This window comes from Nitrospira calida, assembly GCF_976986435.1.
The window spans coordinates 1963347-1985136 of the sequence record NZ_OZ335950.1 but is presented as its reverse complement, the minus strand read 5'-3'; the positions used below and the strand labels follow the sequence as shown (position 1 = coordinate 1985136).

The 21790-nt window shown below is 61.9% G+C and carries 18 protein-coding genes; 16 read left to right on the top strand and 2 right to left on the bottom strand.

Going from position 1 to position 21790, the window contains the following annotated elements; genetic code table 11:
* The first annotated feature begins 19 nt into the window (after nucleotides 1–19).
* The 12 genes from ACWHTU_RS09840 (at nucleotide 20) to ACWHTU_RS09785 (ending at nucleotide 14604) form a co-directional block, all read left to right on the top strand.
* On the top strand, nucleotides 20–1318 hold the full coding sequence (locus tag ACWHTU_RS09840) for a glutamate-5-semialdehyde dehydrogenase (protein ID WP_447859168.1): 1299 nt from the start codon (nucleotides 20–22) through the stop codon (nucleotides 1316–1318).
* Between the two features lie 7 nt (nucleotides 1319–1325).
* Nucleotides 1326–3137 (top strand): hypothetical protein, encoded by a 1812-nt coding sequence (locus ACWHTU_RS09835; RefSeq protein ID WP_447859167.1) that lies wholly within the window; start codon nucleotides 1326–1328, stop codon nucleotides 3135–3137.
* Nucleotides 3138–3285: 148 nt separating this feature from the next.
* Nucleotides 3286–3861 carry a bifunctional pyr operon transcriptional regulator/uracil phosphoribosyltransferase PyrR gene (gene pyrR / locus ACWHTU_RS09830; protein WP_447859166.1) on the top strand — a complete coding sequence of 192 codons (576 nt, stop codon included), beginning with the start codon at nucleotides 3286–3288 and terminating at the stop codon, nucleotides 3859–3861.
* A gap of 12 nt (nucleotides 3862–3873) precedes the next feature.
* Nucleotides 3874–4794 carry an aspartate carbamoyltransferase catalytic subunit gene (locus tag ACWHTU_RS09825; protein ID WP_447859165.1) on the top strand — a complete coding sequence of 307 codons (921 nt, stop codon included), beginning with the start codon at nucleotides 3874–3876 and terminating at the stop codon, nucleotides 4792–4794.
* Nucleotides 4795–4837: 43 nt separating this feature from the next.
* Complete coding sequence (locus ACWHTU_RS09820; RefSeq protein WP_447859164.1) at nucleotides 4838–6157, top strand: dihydroorotase; 1320 nt, start codon at nucleotides 4838–4840, stop codon at nucleotides 6155–6157.
* Nucleotides 6154–6684, top strand: a complete 531-nt coding sequence (locus tag ACWHTU_RS09815) for a DUF4149 domain-containing protein (RefSeq protein ID WP_447859163.1) — start codon at nucleotides 6154–6156, stop codon at nucleotides 6682–6684. The genes ACWHTU_RS09820 and ACWHTU_RS09815 overlap by 4 nt, the downstream gene beginning before the upstream one ends.
* A complete protein-coding gene (gene carA / locus ACWHTU_RS09810; RefSeq protein WP_447859162.1) occupies nucleotides 6681–7877 on the top strand; it encodes a glutamine-hydrolyzing carbamoyl-phosphate synthase small subunit in 1197 nt (398 codons plus the stop codon). The genes ACWHTU_RS09815 and carA overlap by 4 nt, the downstream gene beginning before the upstream one ends.
* The gene (gene sppA, locus ACWHTU_RS09805) at nucleotides 7870–8832 is read left to right on the top strand and encodes a signal peptide peptidase SppA (RefSeq protein ID WP_447859161.1); all 963 of its coding nucleotides are present in this window, start codon (nucleotides 7870–7872) and stop codon (nucleotides 8830–8832) included. Before carA ends, sppA begins: the two co-directional genes overlap by 8 nt.
* Before the next feature lie 71 nt (nucleotides 8833–8903).
* Nucleotides 8904–9836 (top strand): M48 family metallopeptidase, encoded by a 933-nt coding sequence (locus ACWHTU_RS09800; protein ID WP_447859159.1) that lies wholly within the window; start codon nucleotides 8904–8906, stop codon nucleotides 9834–9836.
* 98 nt (nucleotides 9837–9934) lie between these two features.
* Nucleotides 9935–13222, top strand: a complete 3288-nt coding sequence (carB, locus tag ACWHTU_RS09795) for a carbamoyl-phosphate synthase large subunit (protein ID WP_447859157.1) — start codon at nucleotides 9935–9937, stop codon at nucleotides 13220–13222.
* An 85-nt stretch (nucleotides 13223–13307) separates the two neighbouring features.
* Nucleotides 13308–13784 carry a transcription elongation factor GreA gene (greA, locus tag ACWHTU_RS09790; protein ID WP_447859156.1) on the top strand — a complete coding sequence of 159 codons (477 nt, stop codon included), beginning with the start codon at nucleotides 13308–13310 and terminating at the stop codon, nucleotides 13782–13784.
* 22 nt (nucleotides 13785–13806) lie between these two features.
* On the top strand, nucleotides 13807–14604 hold the full coding sequence (locus ACWHTU_RS09785; RefSeq protein ID WP_447859155.1) for an SAM hydrolase/SAM-dependent halogenase family protein: 798 nt from the start codon (nucleotides 13807–13809) through the stop codon (nucleotides 14602–14604).
* 23 nt (nucleotides 14605–14627) lie between these two features.
* Here the strand turns inward: ACWHTU_RS09785 and lhgO are convergent, their stop codons facing one another.
* Together lhgO and bioA are read right to left on the bottom strand one after the other, a co-directional pair.
* Nucleotides 14628–15827: an L-2-hydroxyglutarate oxidase gene (gene lhgO, locus ACWHTU_RS09780; RefSeq protein WP_447859154.1), complete on the bottom strand. Its 1200-nt coding sequence runs from the start codon at nucleotides 15825–15827 to the stop codon at nucleotides 14628–14630.
* A gap of 4 nt (nucleotides 15828–15831) precedes the next feature.
* Entirely contained in the window at nucleotides 15832–17247 is a 1416-nt protein-coding gene (gene bioA / locus ACWHTU_RS09775) for an adenosylmethionine--8-amino-7-oxononanoate transaminase (RefSeq protein WP_447859153.1), read from the bottom strand.
* Nucleotides 17248–17377: 130 nt separating this feature from the next.
* Between bioA and lepA the strand changes: the two genes are divergently transcribed.
* The 4 genes from lepA to kdsB are packed head-to-tail and all read left to right on the top strand — an operon-like array spanning nucleotide 17378 to nucleotide 21789.
* Nucleotides 17378–19189, top strand: a complete 1812-nt coding sequence (gene lepA / locus ACWHTU_RS09770; RefSeq protein ID WP_447859152.1) for a translation elongation factor 4 — start codon at nucleotides 17378–17380, stop codon at nucleotides 19187–19189.
* Nucleotides 19186–19977 (top strand): signal peptidase I, encoded by a 792-nt coding sequence (lepB, locus tag ACWHTU_RS09765; RefSeq protein WP_447859150.1) that lies wholly within the window; start codon nucleotides 19186–19188, stop codon nucleotides 19975–19977. The genes lepA and lepB overlap by 4 nt, the downstream gene beginning before the upstream one ends.
* The gene (rfaE1, locus tag ACWHTU_RS09760; protein WP_447859149.1) at nucleotides 19947–21017 is read left to right on the top strand and encodes a D-glycero-beta-D-manno-heptose-7-phosphate kinase; all 1071 of its coding nucleotides are present in this window, start codon (nucleotides 19947–19949) and stop codon (nucleotides 21015–21017) included. Before lepB ends, rfaE1 begins: the two co-directional genes overlap by 31 nt.
* Complete coding sequence (gene kdsB / locus ACWHTU_RS09755) at nucleotides 21010–21789, top strand: 3-deoxy-manno-octulosonate cytidylyltransferase (RefSeq protein ID WP_447859147.1); 780 nt, start codon at nucleotides 21010–21012, stop codon at nucleotides 21787–21789. The genes rfaE1 and kdsB overlap by 8 nt, the downstream gene beginning before the upstream one ends.
* Nucleotide 21790 lies beyond the last annotated feature (1 nt).

Below are 21790 nucleotides of genomic sequence, written 5' to 3'. Positions count from 1 at the left end.
CCTGAGTCCCGGAGGAGCAATGGAAACGCCGGCTGCAACAACCGATCAAGCAATTGCCTCGAAATCGCCCGAAGAATACCTCCTCGAATTAGTCCGAAAGGCGAGGGCGGCCGCCGGGCGCTTAGCCACCTTGACGACCGACGTGAAGAACCGGGCTTTGACGGCCATGGCCGATACCCTTGAAGCCCGGGCCGAAGAGATTCTCGCGGCCAACGAGAAGGATCTCGCGGCGTTCGACCCGGCGCCGGAGCGGAAGGCCATGGCCGATCGCCTCCGGTTGACGCCCGAACGGATTGCCGAAATGGCGGCTGGCATTCGCGAGATCGTGAGGTTGCCGGACCCGCTTGGAGAAGTTCCCAAGATGTGGCGGCGACCCAACGGGATGCAGGTGGGACGGGTGCGCGTCCCTATCGGAGTCATCGGCATCATTTACGAAGCCCGGCCGAACGTCACCGCCGACTCCGCCGCACTTTGCCTCAAGTCCGGAAACGTCTGCGTGCTCCGCGGAGGATCGGAAGCGATCTATTCGAATACGGCCATCGCGGCGCTTCTGGCCGAAGCGGCGGAGAAGGAAGGCGTGCCGGCCGGCGCGATTACGTTCATCGATCGGTCTGACCGGGAGATCGCGGTCGCGTTGCTCAAACAAGACCGGTACATCGATCTGATTATCCCACGCGGCGGAGAGTCGCTGATGCAGACGGTGCGCGAACATTCGACGATCCCGGTCATCAAGCATGACAAGGGTGTTTGCCACATTTATGTGGACGCGGACGCCGACCCGCTTCTGGCCGAGCGGGTCTGCCTCAACGCTAAGGTTCAACGGCCCTCCACCTGCAACGCGATGGAGACGCTGTTGGTCCACCAGACCATCGCACGGACGTTCTTGCCCAGTTTGATCCCTAAGCTCCTGGATGCGAAGGTGGAGGTGCGTGGGTGTCCCAAGACCTGCCAGCTGGTTCCGGAGGCCATTCCGGCCCGGGACGACGATTACGGCAAAGAGTTTCTCGATCTCATCCTGGCAGTCAAGGTGGTGAAGAATATGGACGAGGCGTTGGACCACATTGCGAAGCACGGATCGCGCCACACGGAGGCGATCATCACCACCGACTACAGCCGGGCGATGCGGTTCCTCCGGGAGGTCGACGCCAGCGCAGTCCTCGTTAATGCCTCCACGCGGCTCAATGACGGCTACCAGTTCGGGCTCGGGGCGGAGATCGGGATCAGCACGTCCCGCATCCACGCGCGCGGTCCGATGGGGCTGGAAGAATTGACCTGCTTCAAGTTCATCGTCTTGGGCAGCGGTCAGATTAGAGAGTAACGGTGCAGTGGGCGACGTTGTGCATTCCGCCCTCTCACGGCCCGGCAACGTCATCTTTCCCGCCAATTTCCCCTACGTGCAGGATCTCGCTGCAGCCGGGGGACGTTGTGTCCGGCGGCCAAGCGGGCATCTGATTTTTTACGATCGCGCCGGACGGCGGTTTCTCGCGACCGATCCGGACGGCAACCCGTTGCATGAGTGTGAGTGGGAAACCACGCCGGCGGGCCACGTGCGGCTCGTTCGAGCGCGGTTCCAACTCGATTGGGAACAATGGGTCGGACTGAAGCCGGCTGCCCTCGTGAACGCTACGACCCTCGATCTCTCGCGCAAACCGGGTTGGGAGCGGCTGAGGGCGGACGATCTGCGCCGGATGGCTGCGCAGGTGCTAGGCGTCCCGCTGGAAGAGATCCGGTTCTTTTACGGAGATGAAGACCTGGTTGTCGATACCCGCGGCCTGGCGACCATCCGGCACAAGAAAGACGCGTTCTACATGTTAGATAGCGGCGGTTTTGACCATGCCCGCTTCATGTCCTGCATGGGAGCCATGCACTGGGATCGAATCGATTTCTTGCCCGTGGTCGAATTGTTTCAATCGCTGCTGCCCGGGACCGGGTCCGCCGCGCTCGAATTCATCCGCGGCCTGTACGACGATCAAAATGAAGGACGACCGAACCCGCTCGCGCTCCGCTACCGCGGGATTCCCACCTATCCCTCCGAAGCCGCCTTCCGCCTGTTCGGCGGATTTTTTACGCCGAGCGCGCCCGGCGGGCAGGACCCATTTTCGCTTTTCATGAATCCCTCCCGATCGCACGAGGTTACGTGGCTGCCGACACCGGACCCGCCGCGTCGCTATTTCGACCCTGCACGCCGGCTCTGCGTCACCGTCAAAGGGGAGACTATCCATAAGGCGACGCTTGCCGACGACCCGACGGGCCTCCCGTATGTCAAACCGCCGGCGCGCGGATTCGTGCCTTATGGTCGGAGCGTGGAAGTCTCGAACGGGATGCTGATTCTGCGTGACGGCGAGTGCCGACTCACATTCCCGCTCAATCCCGCCTGGGGGCCCATCCGCGATTTCGCGCTGCCTCCGGGAACAGAGTCGGCGCCGTGGGGATGGAGGGACCTCTTCCAAGGGACTCCGCCGGTGGTTTCAGCCGCCGAAGCCTTCGGCTCCATCTTACTCTATCCGGAAGATGACACGGAAATCGACGAAGCGGCATCGCAGCCGTTTGTCACCGATTTCCTGCAAGACCTTATGGAAGACACCCAGCCGCTGGCCTCCCGCTTGGCTCACGCCGTGTCGCTGCTGATCGACAACCTCGATGCCGGCCTCAGCGTCTGTATTAAGCCGGACCGGGCTCGCTGCTACACCGTGTTGTACCGCCGTCCGGCGTTGGCTCAGAAACATGCGCAGATCCTCTGGAATCAAGCGGCCTCGTCCGGCTCGTTGTTGGAGGCGCTCCGACGGGTCGCCTTCTTTCCCGCGGAGGCTTGCCGCAAGGCGGCCTACGCCAAGCAATATGACGTGATCTACCACTGGATTCCCTTTGCGGACTTCGACCGCCCCGTTGCGCTTTCCGATACGATCCGCTGTCTTGCCGAGGCGCTGGCCCCCGGTGGACTGGTCTTCGTCGTGGGGCCTCCGACCGTGGGTCGTCTCGTGCGGATCCATGCTTTGGAACTGCTCCGGGAAGAGCCGGTGGAAACCCTGCCGACGTTCCAGATGCACCGCACCATTCTTCCGATGGCCCGTCTCAAACCCGGCTTGACGCTAGTGCAAGCGAAAAAAGGCTACGCGGGTACTCCAGTCCGACCTTGACAGCCTCAGGCGCACCCGATAAGATGCACTCACCTTTAACGCTCATCCTGCGAGGTGAGCAAGGAGTGATGCTCATGAGGATCGGCCCGCTGGGTCGCGTCCCGCCAATAACTGCCTTCTCATCGCTCGTCGATGGGAAGGTTTTTTTATGCCTGGAACCCGCATGACGACGGGCGCGCGGACGGAGAAACCGCAGGAGCGGCTGGTTATGGAGGCGGGCGACATCGCCCGCGCGCTGACCCGCATCGCCCATGAAATCCTTGAACGGAACAAGGGCACCAAGGACCTGGCGCTGGTCGGGATCCGCACCGGCGGGGTGCATCTGGCTCACCGCCTAGCCCGTCGCATCCACGACATTGAAGGGGCCCAGGTGCCGATCGGAGAACTCGACATCACCCTCTATCGGGACGACCTCGCCCTGCGTAAGGACCAGCCGGTGCTCCGGAAGACTTCCGTGCCGTTCAACATCTCGGACCTGAAAATCGTCCTGGTCGACGATGTCCTGTTCACTGGACGCACGACCCGCGCCGCCATGGACGGGTTGATCGATTTGGGCCGGCCGGCTGAGATTCAACTCGCCGTGCTCGTCGATCGAGGGCACCGGCAACTGCCGATCAAGGCCAACTACATCGGCAAGAACATCCCAACGTCGCGGGACGAAATCGTCAAGGTGCTGTTGGAAGAAGAAGGGGAAGAGGACCGAGTGGTCATCCTCAAAGCGTAACCGGAGGAACCCGTGAGCCTCAAACGCAAAGACCTGCTCAGCCTCGCGACGTTGTCGGTCGAGGAGATCATGCTCATCCTGGAGACGGCCGATTCCTTTAAGGAAGTGACCGGACGGGAGATCAAAAAGGTCCCGGCTCTCCGAGGCAAGACCGTCGTGAACCTGTTTTTCGAGCCCAGCACCAGGACCCGCACCTCGTTCGAGTTGGCTGCGAAGCGCCTCAGCGCGGACGTGATCAACTTCTCGCCCTCGTCCAGCAGCGTGGTCAAAGGCGAAACGCTGCTGGACACGGCGCGCAATATTGAAGCCATGCAGGCGGACATTATCGTCCTGCGACACCCTGCCGCCGGTGCGGCGGAGACCCTGGCGCGCAGTGTCAAGTCCTCCGTCATCAACGCCGGCGACGGCTGGCATGAACATCCCACCCAGGCGTTGCTCGACCTCTACACGATCCGCGAACGGAAACTGCCCTTCAAAGGGCTGCGCGTGGCCATCGTCGGCGACGTGACCCACAGCCGGGTGGCGCGGTCGAATATTCACGCCTTGGTCAAACTGGGCGCGGAGGTCCGTGTCGTCGGCCCGCCGACGATGATTCCTCCGGCCGTGGACCGGCTGGGCGCCCGCGTCTACTACAACCTGGAAGACGCCCTGCGCGGCGTGCAGGTGATTATGATGCTCCGCCTGCAATTGGAACGGCAGGGACGGGCTCTCTTCCCCACGATCCGGGAGTACTCGCGGCTGTATGGGCTCACGGCGGAGCGGGTGAAGTTGGCTGAACCGGGCGCCATCGTCATGCATCCGGGCCCAATCAATCGGGGCGTGGAGATTGCGCCGGAGGTTGCAGACAGCCTATCCTCGGTGATCCTGGACCAGGTCGCCAACGGCGTGGCCGTGCGGATGGGCATCCTGTATCTGATGTCTGGCGCAAACTGATTGGGTATCGATCGACCTGATGCCTCAGAAGGATCGACACGAAATGAAGAGAGCCAGCGGCGGGCCAATTCTGCTCCTGATACGGGGTGGGCGCGTCATCGATCCAGGACGGCAGAACGGCGTGGCGGATGTCTTGATCGAGGATGGACGAATCGCTGCCGTCGGGCGGCACCTCTCCGCTCCGCGCTCTGCGACGGTCATCGACGCAACCGGGCTCCTGGTTTTGCCGGGATTTGTGGATCTCCACGTCCATCTGCGCGAACCGGGGTTCGAATACAAGGAAACGATTGAGAGCGGAACAGCGGCGGCCGTGGCTGGCGGATTCACGTCCGTTTGTTGCATGCCCAACACGAACCCGGTCAACGACAACCAGTCGATCACGGAGTTCATTCTGGAGCGGGCGCAGGCGGCGGGCAATGCGCACGTGTTTCCGATCGGCGCAATCACCAAGGGGTCCGAGGGCAAAGAGTTGGCGGAAATCGGCGATCTGCGGCGGGCCGGTTGCGTGGCTATCTCCGACGACGGCCGTCCCGTCATGAACAGCCTGGTCATGCGCCGGGCCATGGAATACGCGCTGGCGTTCGATCTGCCGGTGGTGGACCATTGCGAGGACCTGCACCTCACGGAGGGCGGGTGTATGAACGAAGGTGTGGTCTCCACCGAGATGGGCCTGCCGGGTATTCCCGCGGCGGCGGAAGATATTATGGTCGCCCGCAACCTGGCGTTGGCGGAGTTGACCGGCGCGCGTCTGCACCTGGCGCACCTCAGCACGGCCGGTTCGGTGCGCATGGTTCGCGAGGCCAAGGCGCGCGGAATCCGGGTGACCGCGGAGGCTTGCCCGCATCATTTCGCGCTGACGGAAGAAGTCTGTCGTGGTTACAACACCCATGCGAAGATGAATCCGCCGCTGCGGACCTGGGAGGACGTGCAAGCCATCAAAGAAGGCTTGCGGGACGGCACCATCGACGTGATCGCCACCGATCATGCTCCGCATGCAACACAGGAAAAGCAGCAGGAGTTCGCACAGGCGCCGTTCGGAGTCGTCGGCCTCGAAACCGCGCTGCCGTTGACGTTGGCGTTGGTGGAGGAGGGGGTGCTGACGCTGGAGGCCGCGGTGGCCAAATTGACCGAGGCGCCGGCCAAAGCGTTCGGACTGGCCAAAGGCACGTTGGCGCCGGGCGCCGATGCGGACGTCACCCTCGTCGATCCACAGGCTCAATGGGAAGTCGATCCGACCCGCTTCCGCTCGAAAAGTCGAAACACTCCTTTTGCCGGATGGAAGGTCAAAGGCCGGGTGACTGCGACGCTGGTCAACGGGCGCGTGGTCTACGAACTGCAGCCTACGGAGCAGGAGGCGCGGTGAGCCGCGTGGTGCGAGGGATCCTGATCGTTTGCCTGACCTTGGAATGCACGGCCTTGGGAGTCTGGACGGGAGGCCTCATCGTGCTGATCGCCGCGGTCATTCCGGCTGTGTTCAATACCTTCGGCGGACAGGATGCCGGCGGATTATTTTTAACCCGCTCGTTCGACGGGTATAATCGCCTGGTCCTCGCCGCTCTCGCGTTCTTGGCGGCCGGCGCCGGCTGGCGGACATGGGTGGGCCGCCGGGGAGTTCCTGTTCCGCCGGCCAGCCGGAGCGAATGGGCGCTGTTCGGCGCGATGGCGGTGATCGCCGCCGTGATCGTGTTCGGGCTGCATCCCAAGGCAACCACCCTCCAGGCGGAAGCCTTTGCGGCTCAAGGCGAAGAGGCGCGCAAGGCGGCGTTTGCGGCGTTCTTTCGGTTGCATTGGCCGATACGCTTTCTGTACCTGTTGAACCTGGGTTTGGGAATCGCGCTGATCGCCGTAAAAGTACGGAGCTGGATCCAGCATCAGGGAGTCGCGCGATGAAGAAAGCCGTGCTGGCCCTGGCCGATGGAACCGTCTTCGAGGGCCGCGCCCTCGGCTATGAAGGTGAAACGGTCGGGGAAGTCGTGTTCAACACGGCCATGACCGGTTACCAAGAAATTCTGACCGATCCCTCGTACAAAGGCCAGATCATCACCATGACCTGCCCACATATCGGCAATTACGGCGTGGCGCCGGAAGATGTGGAATCTCGGCGCGTGTGGGGAGAAGGTTTTATCGTCCACGAGGCCAGCGTGCTGGCCAGCAACTGGCGAAGCCGCTTGACGCTGCCCGAGTATCTTCAGGAGGCCCGTGTCGTCGGCATTGAAGGGATCGATACGCGATCCCTGACCCGACACCTCCGCGAGCATGGCTCGCAGCTCGGAGTAATCTCGCACCTAGATCTTGACCCTCGGCGGGCGGTGGCAAAAGCCAGGACCGCCCCGAGTCTCATCGGACGCGATCTGGCCGCAGAAGTGACGTGTCGCCAGCCCTATGAATGGACGGAGGGATCCGGCTCCTGGGCGCCCCATCCAGCCGGCAACGGGGCGGCGGCAAAGTCCGGAAGAATGGCCGAACGCCGCACGCCGTGGCGCGTGGTCGTGTATGATTTTGGGGTGAAGCGGAACATTTTGCGGCGGCTTGTCGATGTGGGCTGCGCCGTAACCGTGGTGCCGGCTTCGACCCCGGCTCAGGCCGTGCTGGCGATGAAGCCCGATGGCGTCGTGTTGTCCAACGGTCCGGGCGATCCGGAAGGGGTGCCCTACGCCATCCAAGCGGTCGGCCATCTGCTCGGCCGTGTACCGCTGTTCGGCATCTGCCTCGGTCATCAACTGCTTGGCTTGACTCTTGGGCTGCGTACCTACAAACTGAAGTTTGGACACCACGGCGCTAACCATCCGGTGATGGACCTGCGCACCAAAAAGGTTGAGATCACGTCGCAGAACCATAACTTCGCCGTGCGGATCCCGCAAGGCCTGAATCCCGTTCCCGCTCAGCCGCTGATCGCGGAGACGACGCACGGGCGCGTGGAGGTCACCCATGTCAGCTTGAACGATCATTCGGTCGAGGGCCTGGTCTGTCTGGATCAGCCGGCTTTTTCGGTGCAATATCATCCTGAAGCCTCTCCCGGGCCTCATGATTCGGCGTATGTGTTCGAAGAATTCGCGCACCTGATGGAGAAGGGTCATGCGTAACAGGCTCCGCGTCGGTCTTGTCGCCTTTCTTACGGCTCTGCTTCAGTCCGGATGCATCACCATCAACCTGCCGCCTCCGCTCGGTCCCCTGGAAGAAGTCCAGGTGAGCGGCGCCGGCGACGCCAAGGTCCTGCTGATCGATCTGTCCGGCATCATCAGCTCCCAGGAACAGGACGGGTTCATCTCGCGCCCCAGTCTGATCGCCACCTTGAAAGAGGAGCTGACGAAGGCCGCGAAGGACGACAAAGTGAAGGCGGTCGTGATCCGGATCAACAGCCCGGGCGGGACCGTCACGGCCTCCGACATCGTCTATCACGAATTGAAGACCTTTAAGACCGCGCGGAAGATTCCGATTGTCGCGTCGATTATGGACGTAGGCGCCTCCGGCGGTTATTACATCGCAGCCAGCGCGGACGCCATTCTCGCGCACCCGTCCTCGGTGACCGGCAGCCTCGGCGTCATCATGCTGACCATCAACGCGCGCGGCCTCCTCGAGAAAGTGGGCGTCGAAGCGACCGCCGTCACGTCCGGCCCGCGCAAGGACATGGGTTCCCCGTTTCGTGCGATGACGCCGGAAGAGCGCGCGATCTTTCAAGGGGTCATCGATTCCTTCTACCAGCGGTTTCTGACGGTGGTCCAGGAAGGCAGGCCCAATCTGTCCATGGATCAGATCAAGAAACTCGCCGACGGGCGGATCTATTCCGGCGAGCAAGCCAAGGCCGTCGGGCTGGTGGACGATGTCGGCTATCTGGAACAAGCCATCGAGACGGCGAAGAAGCGGGCCGGCCTGAAGGACGCGCGGGTCGTGGCCTACCGGCGTCCCGGGGAATATCAGAACAACATTTACTCGCGCCTGTTCGGTTTCGGCCACGGACTCGCCGGGATGGCGAACCTCGACCTGCTTTCGCTGGTGCGTGGAGGCACTCCGCAATTCATGTATTTGTGGATGCCGTGACGGAGCAGGGATTCGTCGATCCATTCTGAGACGGATGCGTTGTTCATGGCCCCATTTATGAATTTATGAATATGAACAGCATGAAGACATTCCTCTCGGCGCCGATCAGCCGGCGAACCGCGATCATCCTGGCGGCGCGTGGTCTACTCGGGATTTGCCTGGCGGGAAGCTCGTTGAGTGCGCTGGCCGGCTGTTATCGCGCGCCAGGCACGGCGCGCGACCAGCTCATCTTCCTCTCGGAGGAGAAAGAGATTGCGATGGGCGTCAGCGCCTTCCGCGAAGTATTGCGCCAGGCCCGGCTAAACGAAAATCCCGAGATCAACGAAATGGTTCATCGGGTCGGCCGGCGGATCGCCGCAGTCGCGAACAAACCGGAGTATCATTGGGAATTCGCGGTCATCCAGGACGATCGGGTGATCAACGCCTTCGCCTTGCCGGGCGGCAAGGTCGCCGTGTTCACCGGCATCCTCAAGATCACGCAAAACGAGGCAGGGCTCGCAACGGTCATGGGCCATGAGGTTGCCCACGCGTTGCAACGGCACGGCGCCGAACGGATGAGCCGCGGGATTCTTGAACAGATCGCGCAAGTCGGCGCCCTGGCCGGGGCCGCGACTGGCGCCATCAATCCGAGCGTGGCCATGGGCGCGATGGGCGCCTACGGCGTGGGAGTGTCCCTGCCGTTCAATCGCAAGCAGGAATCGGAAGCCGACTATATCGGCCTTCGGCTGATGGCCCAGGCCGGGTACGACCCGCGCGAGGCGGTGGCTTTCTGGGAGCGGATGAGCGGCTGCCCTCGGCAGATGATCGGCAAACTGTGCTTTCGCTCCCAGCAGGCGATCCCGGAGTTTCTGTCCACGCATCCTTCGGACGTGACCCGGATCAACCAGATCGAGGCCTGGATCCCGGAAGCCATACGTTACTACCGTCCGGCGGACGGCCTTGAACCGGCGCATCCCCCTCGGCCGTATCAACCGCCGATCGGACCGATGCCGAAAACCGGATAGGAGACAAGGGCGATCAGCGAGAGCCGACGCACTATTGACGTGCGGTGCTTTGTGGCCCTAGAGCCTCACGCCCATCGCCCATAGTCTGAAGAACGATTATGCCCAAACGAACCGATATCGAGACCATCCTGCTGATCGGCTCCGGCCCGATCGTCATCGGACAAGCCTGCGAGTTCGATTATTCGGGCACCCAGGCCTGCAAAGCTCTCAAAGAAGAGGGCTACCGGGTCGTGCTGATCAACAGCAATCCGGCGACCATCATGACCGATCCCGAGTTAGCCGATCGGACGTATATCGAGCCGATCACGCCGGAGGTGGTGGAGCTCGTCATCGAACGGGAACGCCCCGATGCCTTGCTCCCTACCATGGGCGGGCAGACCGCGTTGAATACGGCGATGAGCCTGGCCAAGCGGGGCACGCTGGAGAAATACGGCGTCCGTCTGATCGGTGCCTCGGCGGAGGCGATTCACAAGGCGGAGGATCGCGACGCGTTCCGCCAGGCCATGTGGCGGATCGGGCTCGCCGTGCCCGCCAGCGGCATTGCCACATCCCTCGCCGAAGCCGAGCGCCACATCGAGCGGATCGGCTTTCCGGTGATCGTTCGTCCCTCATTCACCCTCGGCGGGACCGGCGGCAACATCGCCTACAATATCGAGGAATTCCGCCAGCACGTCGAATGGGGTCTGACGATGAGTCCAGTCCGGCAGGTGCTCATCGAGCAATCGGTGATCGGGTGGAAAGAGTTCGAACTGGAGGTGATGCGCGACCTGAAGGACAACGTCGTGATCGTGTGTCCGATCGAGAACGTCGATCCGATGGGTGTGCACACCGGGGACAGCATCACCGTCGCGCCGGCCATGACCTTGACCGACAAAGAGTATCAAGCGATGCGGGACGCCGCGGTCCGGATCATCCGCGAAATCGGCGTCGATACCGGGGGCTCCAACATCCAGTTCGGCGTCAACCCTGACACCGGCGAGATGGTGGTGATCGAGATGAATCCCCGCGTCTCCCGCAGTTCGGCCTTGGCGTCGAAAGCGACCGGCTTTCCGATCGCCAAGATTGCGGCCAAGCTGGCGGTCGGCTATACCCTGGATGAGATCACGAACGACATCACCGGCGTGACGAAAGCTTCCTTCGAGCCCACCATCGATTACGTCGTCGTCAAGATCCCGCGTTTCGCCTTCCAGAAATTCCCCGGCGCGGATCCGACGCTTACGACGCAGATGAAGTCCGTGGGCGAAGCCATGGCGATCGGCCGCACCTTCAAGGAAGCGCTCCAGAAGGCCATCCGTTCTCTGGAAGTGGATCGTTTCGGCCTGAATTCGGGATTTGGTCTCGATTTCGGCGTGCCGAACGATTTCGATCGCCGGGCGGCGATGGACCGTGTCCGAGCCCTGCTCCGCGCGCCGCATCCGGACCGCCTGTGGCGGCTGGCCGACGGGATGCGGCTCGGCATGACCAACGAGGAGCTGTACGAGTTGACCAAGATCGATCCGTGGTTCCTCGAGCAGATTCGGGAAATCGTGCGGGTTGAGGAGCAACTTGTCCAAGCAGGCCGGACGGCTCTCGACTCGGCCGATCAGGGACTCTTTCGGTACGCTAAAGAACTTGGGTTTGCCGATGAGCGGCTCGCGCAACTGACGGGTCTTGACGTTCAGGAGATTCGGAGCCGACGGATGACCGGCGGAGGCTCGGATGGCCACCCGGCGGTCACCTACAAACGGGTCGACACCTGCGCTGCCGAGTTCGAGGCCCACACGCCCTATCTCTATTCCACCTACGGTCGCGAGTGCGAAGCCCGGCCGACCTCCCGTCGCAAAGTCATCATCCTCGGCGGTGGGCCCAACCGGATCGGGCAGGGCATTGAGTTCGACTATTGCTGCGTCCACGCCGCCATGGCGCTGCGCGAGGAGGGCGTCGAGACGATTATGGTGAACTGCAATCCCGAGACGGTCAGCACCGATTACGACACCTCGGACCGATTGTATTTCGAGCCGTTGACCGAAGAAGACGTGCTGCACATCGTCGATCGGGAACGTCCGCTCGGCGTGGTCGTCCAGTTCGGCGGCCAAACGCCATTGAAACTCTCCGTACCGTTGGCCCGGGCTGGGGTGCCGATCCTGGGAACCAGTTCCGACGCGATCGACCGGGCGGAAGATCGGGAACGTTTCCGGGACCTGCTGAACACGCTCGGGCTGCGCCAGGCGGCCAGCGGCATGGCGCGGTCGCTTGATGAAGCCGTGAAGGTGGCGCAGGAGATCGGCTATCCCGTGATGGTGCGCCCCTCCTATGTTCTCGGCGGGCGAGCCATGCAGATCGTGCACGATGAGACCGGCCTCCTGGCCTATATGGGATCCGCAGTCAAAGCCTCCCCCAAGCATCCCGTCCTGATCGACAAGTATCTGGAAGACGCGATCGAAGTGGACGCCGATGCGATCTCCGACGGCCGCACGGTCGTCGTGGCCGGCATCATGGAGCATATCGAGGAAGCCGGCGTCCATTCAGGGGACTCGGCCTGTTCGTTGCCCCCATACACCCTCGACAAAAAGGTGGTTGCGGAGATTCGACGACAGATGACGGCACTGGCCTTGGAATTGGGCGTCATCGGCCTGATGAACGCGCAATTCGCCGTGAAGGACGATGTAGTGTACGTGCTCGAAGTGAACCCGCGCGCATCGCGCACCGTGCCGTTCGTGAGCAAAGCGATCGGCGTCCCCCTGGCCAAGCTGGCGATGAAAGTGATGGTCGGCAGGAGTCTCGAAGACCTGCGTTTCACGGACGCGCCGGAACCTCCCTACGTGTCGGTCAAAGAAGCCGTCTTTCCATTTACGAAATTCGCCGGCGTCGATGTCCTGTTGGGACCAGAAATGAAGTCGACCGGCGAGGTCATGGGGATCGACGGCGATTTCGGGTGGGCCTTCGCCAAATCCCAGGCCGGCGCCGGTGCAAGCTTGCCCACCGCGGGCCGGGCCTTTATCAGCGTGAAGGAACAGGACCGCCCGGCCGCGTTCGAGGTCGCAGCGCGGCTCGCGGCGCTCGGCTTCCGGATCGAAGCCACCAAAGGGACCGCCGCTTACCTGCACCACCGCGGGCTGTCCGTTGACACCGTGAATAAGGTAAAGGAGGGTCGGCCGCATATCGTGGACCATATCAAAAACGGAGAGATTTGCCTGGTCGTCAACACCGTCAGAACCGCCTCGTCGCAAGCCGATTCCGTCTCCATTCGACGAGAAGCGCTTCACAAGAACATCCCCTACTACACCACGATGCGTGGCGCCCGCGCGGCGGTGATGGGGATCGAAGCCATGATGAAAAAAGAGCTGGCGATCCGGTCGTTGCAGGAATATCACGTTAACGCGCAGGCTGGGGGCGTAAAGCCATAGGCCTGGTGCTGGCGGAAAGGGCGCGGAGATTCCGCTGGTGAGACGTTTGCCGAGAACCTATTGCGTTTTGTGTGAGAGAGGAAGCATGCCGACACCGATCACAAAGAAAGGGTACGAAGCGTTGAAAGCCGAGCTCGACCGGCTGCGCAAGGTCGAGCGACCGAAGGTCATCGAAGCGATCGCCGAAGCCAGAGGGCACGGCGATCTCAGCGAAAACGCGGAATACGAGGCCGCCAAGGAGCGGCAGGGCTTCATCGAGGCGCGGATTGCGGAGCTGGAGCGCAAGCTGGCGGACGCCAGGATTATCGAGACCGCGAACCGCTCCAGCGACACCGTCGTCTTCGGCGCGACCGTCGTCCTGATCGAACAGGCATCCGGGGAAAAAAAGCAATACACCCTAGTCGGCCAGGACGAGGCAGACCTCAAGAACGGGAGAATCTCGGTTCAATCGCCCGTCGGGAAGGCGCTGATTGGCCGTCGCGTCGGGGACGTGGTCGAGGTGCAAACGCCAGCCCGCCTGGTGGAGTACGAAATCCTCGAGATTCGATTCGACGAACTCTAACTCCTGTAACGCGTGACACGTCATGCCGGCCGCCATTTCCCTCATCACGCTGCTGACCGATTTCGGCGACCGCGACTACTTCGTGGCCAGCCTGAAAGGGGTCATTCTCGGGATCAACCCGCTCGCCCGGATCGTCGATCTGTCCCATCAGATCACGCCCCATCAAATCGACGAAGCGGCCTATCTGTTGAAGTCCTGTTACCGGTACTTCCCTGAGGGGACCGTGCACGTCGCCGTGGTCGATCCCGGCGTCGGCAGCCGCCGGCGGCCGTTGCTGGTCAGCAGCTCGCGCTACTTTTTCATTGCCCCGGACAACGGATTGTTGAGCTACATCTATCAGGAAGAGACGAACGTCGAAGTGCGGCAGATCGAGAACCGGCAGTACCGGCTGGAGTCAGAAGGCGCGACGTTCGACGGCCGCGACCTCTTCGCCCCGGCTGCGGCGTGGCTGACCAAGGGCATGGCCATCGGTTCGTTCGGTCGGCTGATTCGCGATTACGTCAGGCTTCCGATCGCCGAGCCGGTCTGGGATCAACAAGTCATGACCGGTCAGATCGTCTATGTCGACCGATTCGGCAACTTGATCTCCAATGTGTCGTCCGCGCACGTCAAAGAAGTCCGGGGGGTGGCCAAGCGCGATCCGATCATCCGGATCGGCGGCATCACCATCGAGGGCTTGGTCGGCAGTTACAGCGAAGGATTGCCCGACCAGCCGCGGGCGCTCATCAACAGCAACGGGCAACTCGAAATCTTCCTCAAAGAAGCCAGCGCCGCGGAACGCCTGAAGGTGGGACGAGGCGAGCGGATCGACGTGTTCTGACCCCATTCCATCGGCAGTAGCCTTCAACCGGTCAGTGCACGAATCCGATCGCACACATAGCCAGAAAACGGGATCGCGCAGGTAAAGGCGGGAGATACGGCGTTCAAGACGTGGATAGAACGATGATCGCCTTCCACGATAAAATCCATTTCTAGACGTTTTTCGCGGATATCCAACAGTTGCGCGCGAATACCCGGCTCTCCCCATTGCTGAAACTGGCGCAGCTCGACGCCATTGACCAACTCGCTCGCCAGGGCGACCATCCGCGAGCGGGAATACTTCGCCATCTCGCTCAGCGCCAGCCGTGCGAAGTCGAAGCGGGAGTGGAGTAACAGCCCGAGCCCTTGTCCCACGACCTCGATCAATTCGCCTGGTCGAAAATTGTTCAACCCTCGATACTGTTCCCGCCAAAGAGCCGGGATCGCGGTCGGTCCGATCTTGACTCGACCGGAGACCGTCACCGTGAAATGCACCCCCAAGAACGGATTCCGCAAATCCGGCACCGGATAAATATTGGTCCGAATCGCTCCGGGCGGTTCGTTCGAATACAGATACAAGCCTTTGAACGGCAGAATCCTGTAGCGTTCGGAAAAGCCAAAGTCCTGCGCGATCTTATCGGCGTAGAGTCCTGCAGCGTTGACCACATATCCGGCCTCATAGGTCTCCCGGTTGGTGCGCACCTGATGGTTGTTCCGGCCCTCGTACGTCGTGCCGTGATGAATCCGGATCCCTTCCGCCAGTGCGTCCGCTTGCACAGCGTTCACCACCGATAGGGGATCGACGGTCGCGGTCCGGGGAGAGAACAGCGCCCGTCGATAAGTCTTGACCCGCGGCTCGATCGCCTTGGCCTCCTGTTCGGTCACCTCCTCTAGTGCAATCCCGTTCGCACGGCCCCGACGGAGCAGCTCGTCCAGCGACGCTAGTTCGCCTTCATGTTTAGCCACCACGAGCTTGCCGCACTTGTTGAGCGGCAGCTTCTTGTCCTCACAGTAAGCCGTCAGTTGTTCGTTGCCCAACCTGGTGAATTTCGCCTTGAGGCTGTCGGGGGAATAGTAAAATCCGGCATGGAGCACGCCGCTGTTGCGACCGCTGGCGTGCGCCCCGCACCACGCTTCTTTCTCGACCACGACGATCCGGGCATCGGCAAAGCGCCGGCGCAGTTCCCGCGCGATACTTAAGCCGATAATTCCGCCGCCAATTACCAGAAAATCGCTCGTCACCATGCCCCTATCCCCGAGTCGATCGCCTTCCTGATTGACTCGTGCGGACCGCCTCTCCCACCGTCCGGATCGAAGCATCGATGATCGACACCATCCGGGCCAGCGCGGCGCGAGGAGTTGAGAGCGGCGGCATCAACACGACCACGTTCCCCAGCGGGCGGATCAGCAGTCCGCGCCGACGAGCTTCCAATGCGACCCGATGGCCGACCCGCAGCGCGGGTGAGTAGGGCTCCTTCGTCACCCGGTCCTTGACCAGTTCGATGCCCACCATGAACCCACATTGGCGGATGTCTCCGACCTGGGGCAATTCCCCCAGAGGACGCAGCCATCGCCTCAGCGCTTCGATTTTCGGGCGCAGGCGCGTCAATGTCCGTTCCTGGCGAAAGACGTCCAGGTTCGCCAGGGCCACGGCGCAGCCGAGCGGATTGCCGGTATAGCTGTGCCCGTGAAAGAACGCCTTCCAGTCCTCGTACCGGCCTAAGAACGCCCGATAGATCTCCTCCGTCGCTAACGTCGCCGCCAGCGGCAAGTAGCCGCCGGTCAAGCCTTTGCTGATCGTCATCAGGTCCGGCGTGACGCCTTCCTGTTCGCAAGCGAACATCGTGCCTGTGCGGCCGAAGCCTGTGGCGACTTCGTCGGCGATCAAGAGCACGCCATATTTCGTACACAGCTCGCGGACACGTTTGAGATAGCCGGGCGGCGCCGTGATCATCCCGGCTGCCGCCTGCACGAGCGGCTCGATGATGAAGCCGGCGAGGTCACGGTGTCGCGCTTTGAGCATGTGTTCGACGGGGTCGAGGCAGGCCATCCCGCAGGATGGATAGGCCAGTTTCAGCGGGCATCGATAGCAGTATGGCGCGTCAGCGGCCAATGTGGGAAAAAGCAGCGGCGCAAACCGTTTGTGGAACGTGTCGATTTGGCCGACGCTCATGGCTCCTACCGTGTCGCCGTGATAGGCCAGCGTCAGATGCAGGAAAGTGTTCTTCGGCCCGAGGCGGGGACACCGTTGCTGCCAGTACTGCACCGCCATCTTCAAGGCGATCTCTACGGCCGTGGATCCGTCATCCGAATAGAAGACGCGGGTCAAGCCGCGCGGGGCCAGGCCCACCAATTCCCGTGCGAGTCTAATGGCGGGAGGATGGCTGAGACCCAACAGCGTGCTGTGCGCGATTCGTCCGAGTTGATCGCGGATCGCCCGATCCAAGAGCGGGTGGCGATGTCCATGGACGTTGACCCAGATGGAGGACACCCCGTCCAAATAGCGACGCCCCTGGATGTCGACGAGGTAAGGCCCCTTGCCGCGCTCGATGATCACCGGCATCTCCTGCTCCCATTCCCGCATCTGGGTGAAGGGGTGCCAGAGATACTTCCGATCCCATGCAGCCAGTCGATCAGAGTCGGAGCGGAACGTCCGCGATTCCATGGATTATCGAGAGAGCGTTGCAACCGCGTCGTGCATGTCGAACGTCGGAAAGACGTGCGGATTATAGTGAGCCGGTGTTCTCTTTGACAACCCGGGAGCGAGGCAATATAATGAGCCGATTCCGTAATGCATGAGCCGGGATTTGCAAAATCTCATCCGGAATTTCTCCATTATCGCGCACATTGATCACGGCAAATCCACCCTCGCTGACCGGTTCCTAGAAGCCACGGGTGCCATCACCGCCCGTGAGTTCCGAGAACAGATCCTCGACGCGATGGACCTTGAACGTGAGCGCGGGATCACGATCAAGGCCCATGCGGTCGCCATCCGGTATCAGGCGAAAGACGGGCGGACGTACACCCTCCATCTGATCGATACGCCAGGGCACGTCGACTTCACCTACGAGGTCTCGCGCAGCCTGGCGGCCTGTGAGGGCGCCTTGCTACTGGTGGACGCCAGTCAGGGCGTGCAGGCGCAGACGATCGCCAACGTACACCTGGCCATGGCGAACAACCTGGTTATCATTCCGGTCATCAACAAGATCGATCTTCCGAGCGCCGACATCGAGGTCACGAAGCAGCAGATCCAGGAAGTCCTCGGGCTTGAAGCCGCCGATGCCCTGCTGGTCAGCGCGAAAGAGGGGAGGGGGGTGGCGGACGTGTTGGAAGCCGTCGTCGCCAGGGTTCCGCCGCCTTCCGGTTCACCGGACAAGCCGCTCAAGGCGCTGATCTTCGACTCATGGTTCGACAACTACCAAGGGGTCATCGTGTTGATCCGCATCATCGACGGGTCAGTCCGGCCCGGCATGAAGATCAAGGTCATGTCCAATGATCGGATTTTCGAGGTGGCCGAAGTCGGGCAATTCACGCCGAAGCGGACTAAGACCGCGCAGCTCCAGACGGGCGAAGTCGGCTATCTCTGCGCCAACATGAAGGGAGTGGCGGACGTCAAGATCGGCGACACGATCACCGACGCGGTTCGCCCCACTGACTCTCCGTTTCCCGGGTACAAGGAGGTCAAGCCACTGGTCTTCTGCGGTCTGTATTCCACCGACACGGCGAAGTACGAGGACCTGCGCGACGCGCTGCAGAAGCTGCGCTTGAACGATTCCTCGTTCGTCTATGAACCGGAAACGTCGCTGGCGCTGGGATTCGGATTCCGCTGCGGATTCCTCGGGCTCCTGCACATGGAAATCATCCAGGAACGGTTGGAACGGGAGTATGGACTTTCGTTGATCACCACCGCGCCGACGGTGGTATATCGCGTCCTGACGACCAAGGGCGAAGTGCTGGAAATCGACAACCCCGCCAAACTGCCGCCTCCCCATGCGATCGAACTGTTCGAGGAGCCGTTCATCCTGGCGACGATCATCACGCCGGAACGGTATGTCGGGAACCTCCTTCAACTGTGCCAGGAACGGCGCGGCATCCAGCAAAGCCTTCAGTACCTCGACCCGACCCGCGTCATGCTCACATACGAATTGCCCCTCAACGAGGTCATCTTGGATTTCTACGATCGGCTGAAATCGAGGACTCAAGGCTACGCTTCGTTGGATTATGAGCTGATCGGTTACCGGGAATCGGATCTCGTGAAGCTGGACATTCTGCTCAACGGCGAGCCGGTCGACGCCCTGTCGTTCATCACCCATCGCGAGCGAGCCTATCATCGGGGTCGGCAGATGGTTGAGAAAATGAAAGAGCTGATTCCGAAGCAGATGTTCGAGATTGCCATTCAGGCGGCGATCGGCAACAAGGTCATCGCGCGGGAAACGATAGGCGCTCTGAAGAAAAACGTCACGGCGAAGTGCTACGGCGGCGACATTACCCGCAAACGGAAGCTGTGGGAAAAACAGAAAGAAGGCAAAAAGCGAATGAAACAGGTGGGCCGGGTCGAAGTGCCGCAGGAAGCGTTTCTCGCCCTGCTGAAGGTGACCGACGAATGAGCAGAGATCCTAATCGCCCGGGCATGGAGGACACCTCCTCGTCCCGCACCGAGATCGCACCCCAACCCCCGATTTCCAAGCCGCTTTTGGAAAAGGAAGCGGTTGCGGCTGCCAGCGAACCGATTCAGAGTCGAAAATCCGTCTTCCGCGAATATGCGGAGGCGATCGTCGTCGCCATGCTTCTGGCGTTCGCGATCCGCGTGTTCGTCGTCCAGGCCTTCAAGATTCCGTCCGGCTCGATGATTCCGACTCTGTTGATCGGCGATCACATTTTGGTCAGCAAATTGGCGTACGGCCTCCAGTGGCCGACGAATTGCAAAGTGCACCTGAGCTTTCCTCCGATTACCTGCTATTCCTCGTATACGCTGATCCGCTTCGGCCAGCCGCAGCGCGGTGACATCATCGTGTTCCGCTACCCAGAGGACGAAGACAAGGATTTCATTAAACGGATCATCGGTCTGCCCGGGGATACGATCCAGATCCGCAACAAGGTCGTCTACGTCAACGGCACGCCGCTCGACGACAAGGCCTATACCCAACGGGTGGATCCGGGGGTGATCGACAGTGCGGTCAACCCGCGCGACAACTTCGGTCCGGTCACGGTCCCTGAAGATTCCTATTTCGTGATGGGGGACAACCGCGACCAGAGTCTCGACAGTCGGTTCTGGGGATTCGTGCGCGCGGACAAAATCCGGGGGAAAGCCTTCCGGATTTACTGGTCGTGGAGCGGACAAGGCAAGTGGACGGAGTGGGTGCGATGGGAGCGTCTCGGCCAGGCCGTTCGATGAGCGGCGCACGCCGATCCGCTGGCGCTGGCGAGGTCCCGAGACCCCCGTTGGGCGAATCCGGCACCTTGCGCACACTGCAACGGCGTATCCAACGTTTCCCCCAGGCCAGCGTGTTGGTCGTCGGAGATCTGATCCTGGACCACTATATCTGGGGCCGTGTCAACCGGATTTCTCCCGAAGCCCCGGTTCCCGTGGTCCATGTCGAATCCGAATCGTTGAAACTCGGCGGGGCGGCGAACGTCTACAACAATATCCTGTCGCTCGGCGGTCAAGCGGATCTGTGCGGGGTCATCGGTGCGGACGAGAGCGGTCGGCTCCTGCTCAAGGAGCTCAGCTTGCGCCGGCCAGGGCGGGGCGGGGTCATCATTGACGCCGACCGGCCGACAACCCGCAAAAGTCGGGTCATCGCCCACAATCAGCAGGTGGTCCGCTATGATGTCGAACAGCGCACGGAACTGAAGGCCACTCTCCAACGGCGTATCGTCCGGTATGTCGAGTCGCGGCTGCGGGAATTGTCCTGTTTGGTCGTTTCAGACTACGCCAAAGGCGTCGTCACCGCCTTCTTGATGGCCGAACTGACCCAGTTGGCCACACGTCACCGCATTCCGATCATCGTCGATCCCAAGGTCGAACATTTCGGCTACTACAAGGGCGTGACGGTCATCACCCCCAATCACCTGGAAGCCACGCAGGCCGCAGGTGTGCACGGCGAGGATGATCAGACCATCGACGAAGCCGGCATGATGATCCAGCAACGTCTGGGATGCCAGTCGGTTTTGATCACCCGCGGGGAGCGGGGCATGACCTTGTACGAGGCCGACGGCGCCCGGTGGCACATTCCCACCCGCGCGCGTCAGGTGTACGATGTCACCGGTGCAGGCGATACCGTCGTCGGGACCTTGGCCTTGGCCCTATCGACCGGTGCGTCCATGCGCGAGGCGGCGACCCTAGCCAATTACGCGGCCGGAATCGTCGTCGGCATGGTCGGCACGGCGACGGTGACGCCTCAGCAACTCTCGGACGCATTGAACCATGCGTAGACCGGCCGGATCGGTGACGGTCGTCATTCCCGCCCGTTTCGGCTCGTCCCGATTTCCCGGCAAGCCGTTGGCCCGGCTCCTGGGAAAGCCCGTGATCCAACACGTGTACGAGCGGGCGCGGACCTGCCGGGCCGTCGACGAGGTGATCGTGGCGACTGACGACGACCGGATTCGTGAAACGGTCGAAGCGTTCGGCGGGCTGGTCGTCATGGCCAAAGATCCGTTCCGAACCGGAACCGATCGGGTGGCGGCAGTGGCGCGTCAGCGGACGGGCGAGTATTTCGTCGACCTCCAAGGCGATGAGATCCCGCTGCATTCCGATCTGCTCGCAGATCTCGTCGAACCGTTTCTTGCGAGCGGGGCGGAAATGGGCACGCTCAAGCGTCAACTGGAGTCCGCCGACGACCTCCGCAATCCCACCGTCGTGAAGGTGGTCACGGACGCGGGCGGTGACGCGCTCTACTTTTCCCGCGCGCCGATCCCGCACGTGCGGGACGAGACGGACGGGCAACCCGCACGCGGGTTGCATTACATGCATCTCGGCCTTTACATTTATACCCGCCGAACGCTCCTCAAGTTGGCCGAGTTGCCGACCGGACTCATGGAAGACGCCGAGAAACTCGAACAACTCCGTGCGCTGGAGCACGGCATCCGCATCCGCGTCTGGGAAACACAGCACCCGTCCCTGCGGATCGATACGCCGGAAGACTTGCTCAAGGCCGAAACCATGTTGCGACACGGCGAGGCGGCGCGGTGCGGAGACCGATCCTGAC

Bases quoted from the DNA above. Each gene is read 5' to 3' on its own strand.
- ACWHTU_RS09840 (WP_447859168.1), top strand. From the start codon at position 20: ATGGAAACGCCGGCTGCAACAACCGATCAAGCAATTGCCTCGAAATCG.
- pyrR (WP_447859166.1), top strand. From the start codon at position 3,286: ATGCCTGGAACCCGCATGACGACGGGCGCGCGGACGGAGAAACCGCAG.
- ACWHTU_RS09820 (WP_447859164.1), top strand. From the start codon at position 4,838: ATGAAGAGAGCCAGCGGCGGGCCAATTCTGCTCCTGATACGGGGTGGG.
- carA (WP_447859162.1), top strand. From the start codon at position 6,681: ATGAAGAAAGCCGTGCTGGCCCTGGCCGATGGAACCGTCTTCGAGGGC.
- sppA (WP_447859161.1), top strand. From the start codon at position 7,870: ATGCGTAACAGGCTCCGCGTCGGTCTTGTCGCCTTTCTTACGGCTCTG.
- ACWHTU_RS09800 (WP_447859159.1), top strand. From the start codon at position 8,904: ATGAACAGCATGAAGACATTCCTCTCGGCGCCGATCAGCCGGCGAACC.
- carB (WP_447859157.1), top strand. From the start codon at position 9,935: ATGCCCAAACGAACCGATATCGAGACCATCCTGCTGATCGGCTCCGGC.
- greA (WP_447859156.1), top strand. From the start codon at position 13,308: ATGCCGACACCGATCACAAAGAAAGGGTACGAAGCGTTGAAAGCCGAG.
- ACWHTU_RS09785 (WP_447859155.1), top strand. From the start codon at position 13,807: ATGCCGGCCGCCATTTCCCTCATCACGCTGCTGACCGATTTCGGCGAC.
- lhgO (WP_447859154.1), bottom strand. From the start codon at position 15,827: ATGGTGACGAGCGATTTTCTGGTAATTGGCGGCGGAATTATCGGCTTA.
- bioA (WP_447859153.1), bottom strand. From the start codon at position 17,247: ATGGAATCGCGGACGTTCCGCTCCGACTCTGATCGACTGGCTGCATGG.
- lepA (WP_447859152.1), top strand. From the start codon at position 17,378: ATGAGCCGGGATTTGCAAAATCTCATCCGGAATTTCTCCATTATCGCG.
- lepB (WP_447859150.1), top strand. From the start codon at position 19,186: ATGAGCAGAGATCCTAATCGCCCGGGCATGGAGGACACCTCCTCGTCC.
- rfaE1 (WP_447859149.1), top strand. From the start codon at position 19,947: ATGGGAGCGTCTCGGCCAGGCCGTTCGATGAGCGGCGCACGCCGATCC.
- kdsB (WP_447859147.1), top strand. From the start codon at position 21,010: ATGCGTAGACCGGCCGGATCGGTGACGGTCGTCATTCCCGCCCGTTTC.